This is a genomic window from Streptomyces sp. LS1784, from assembly GCF_020103755.1.
Taxonomy (GTDB): domain Bacteria; phylum Actinomycetota; class Actinomycetes; order Streptomycetales; family Streptomycetaceae; genus Kitasatospora.
Genome location: NZ_JAHSQD010000861.1, coordinates 1 through 2,422, shown reverse-complemented (window position 1 = coordinate 2,422; position 2,422 = coordinate 1). Strand labels below are relative to the sequence as shown.

Below are 2,422 nucleotides of genomic sequence, written 5' to 3'. Positions count from 1 at the left end.
GCCCCCGGGGCGGCGGCGCCGGGGACGACCGCGCCCGGCGCTCCCGCCCCCTCCGGCAGTGCCGCGCCCGGCGGCAAGGTGGTCAACGGCACCTCGGCCGCCAACCACCTGACCATCTCCACCGGCACCAGCACCGTCGCGCTGAACGGCGCCACCGTCGACTTCGGCACCGTCGTCCGCGACCTGGCCTGGTCCCCCGACGGCAAGAAGGCCGCCTTCGTCAACGGCAACGGCGACCTGATGACCGCCAACCCGGACGGCAGCGGCAAGGTCGTCCTCGCCAGGAACCCCGGTGGCGAGACCTGGTCCCACCCGACCTGGCAGCACGCCACCGCCGACCCGAGCGTCACCGCCGGCGCCGAGGCGCTGGAGCGGTACGCCGCCATCGTCTTCACCTCCGAGAAGAGCGGCACGCTGCAGCTGGCGAAGGTCCTCACCAAGTCCCCCGGCGCCACCCCCGAGGTGCTCACCCCGCGCATCTCCGAGGGCGGCGGCGATCCGCTGCCGCAGCCGCCGCAGACCGGCAACACCTGGGCCAACGCGGGCGGCCACCGGGGCGAGATCGTCTACGCCAACACCCCGGCCAACGAGGTGTACCTGTACGACGACTACATCCGTCCCGTGACCCGGGACCTGGGCAAGGGCTCGCAGCCGGCCCTCGCCCCGGACGGCGAGCACGTCGTCTTCGTCCGCTCGGTGAACGGGCACGACCACCTGTTCACCCGCTCCACGCAGATCGACCAGACGGCCGAGAGGGACCTCACCCCGTCGGCCACCACCGACTACACCGAACCCGCCTGGTCCCCCGACGGCAGGACCATCGCGGTCCGCACCCCGGACGGCATCAGCACCCTTCCCGCCGACGGATCGGCCGCACCGGCCCAGGTCTCCACCATCAAGGGCCTGCCGTCCTACCGCCCCTGACGGCAGGTCAACCGCAGTGGCGGTCACCGATACGAGGCCGAAACGCCGTTACCGGAACCTGATCCTTTCGACGGCGGACCGAAACCCGCTCCACACGGAAGCCTGACGTGCCGCGCCTACGGTGCCGCACATGCCCAAGACACCTGGAACGAAGGCCACCGACCGCACACTGCCCCGCAGGCTCGCCGCCGCGGGCGCCCTCCTGCTGAGCGCGACCACGGCGGCGGTGCTGCTGCCGAGCACGGCCCTCGCCGCGGAACGGGAAACCGTCACGACGCACTCCGGCACCACCACCGCGCAGGAGCGCGACCGGATCGACGCCTACTGGACGCCCGACCGGATGAGGCTGGCGGGCGCCCTGGTCCCCGAGATCACGCCCGTCCCCGAGGACGACAACACGCCCGACGACCCGCGGCCGCTGCCCGCGGACACCCCCGACCCCGGGGCCGTGTGGACCCACGGCGGAGCGGTGAACCGGAGCGTCGGGCGGCTCTTCTTCACCTTCTCCGACGGCTACGACGGCAGTTGCACCGCGACCGTCGTCAACAGCGCCAACCGCAGCACCGTCATCACGGCGGCGCACTGCCTGCGGGGTGTCGGGGCCCCCACGGCCGACGACACCTGGAACCACAACCTCTACTTCGTGCCCGGCTACCGCAACGGGACCAAGCCGCTCGGCGGGTTCAGCATCAGGACCATGGCCACCTCCTCCCGCTGGGACGCCGATCCGGCCGGGACCACCTCGGACGCGGTCGCCGCGGCCGGTCACGACACCGGCGTCCTGGTGGCGAACCGTTCAGCCGGGGGGCGGCGGATCGCGGACGTCACCGGCAGCCAGCAGATCGCGTTCACCCCGCCCGCCGAGGGCGAGTTCGTGCACGCCTTCGGGTATCCCAAGGACCGGCTGAACAACCCCGGCGGCCGGTACACCGGTTCGCGCATGATCCACTGCGCCGGACCGGCCCGACCGGGGCCCAAGGCCCCGCTGCTGTGGGGCGAGACCTGCGACATGTCGCACGGGGCCAGCGGCGGCCCCCACTTCGCCCGGTTCGACCCGGGCACCGGGACCGGCACGGTGGTCGGCGTCACCACCACCACCGAGGAGCTCGCGGGCGGCCCGGCCGGCACGCTGTACGCCACCCGCCTCGGGGACGGCGCCCACCGCCTCTACGACTGGGCGCAGACCCGAGCGGTCTGACCCCCGACGCCCCGGCTCGGCCCGGCCCGGTCGGCACTTCCCGCCGGCCGGGCCGGCGGGCCCTACGAGGTCTTCGCCAACTCGGCGCGCAGCTCGGCCAGGTGTTCGTCGGCCGACTCGTGCGGCAGGAACTCGACCACGTCGAGGAAGCGGAACAGCACCCGGGTCTCGGTGACCGCGTACTCGTAGTCGCCGAACCCGACCACCGCGCCCGCGCCGCCGCGCGCCGCACCCCGGACGGCGGCCGAGGTCAGCTCGTCGGCGGGGTCCTCGGCGCTCGCCCGCCGCCGGGCGTTGGGG

Annotated in this window: 2 protein-coding genes and 1 pseudogene; 2 read left to right on the top strand and 1 reads right to left on the bottom strand. The window is 74.0% G+C overall.

Annotation, left to right across the window (positions count from 1 at the left end):
- Together KS423_RS43495 and KS423_RS43490 are read left to right on the top strand one after the other, a co-directional pair.
- A partial coding sequence (locus KS423_RS43495) for an LpqB family beta-propeller domain-containing protein (RefSeq protein ID WP_224285214.1) occupies positions 1-924 on the top strand: 924 nt, incomplete at its 5' end.
- A 130-nt stretch (positions 925-1,054) separates the two neighbouring features.
- On the top strand, positions 1,055-2,122 hold the full coding sequence (locus tag KS423_RS43490; RefSeq protein WP_224285213.1) for a serine protease: 1,068 nt from the start codon (positions 1,055-1,057) through the stop codon (positions 2,120-2,122).
- 62 nt (positions 2,123-2,184) lie between these two features.
- Here the strand turns inward: KS423_RS43490 and KS423_RS43485 are convergent.
- Positions 2,185-2,422: pseudogene (locus KS423_RS43485) on the bottom strand (hypothetical protein); the annotation flags it as partial.

Bases quoted from the DNA above. Each gene is read 5' to 3' on its own strand.
- KS423_RS43490 (WP_224285213.1), top strand. From the start codon at position 1,055: ATGCCCAAGACACCTGGAACGAAGGCCACCGACCGCACACTGCCCCGC.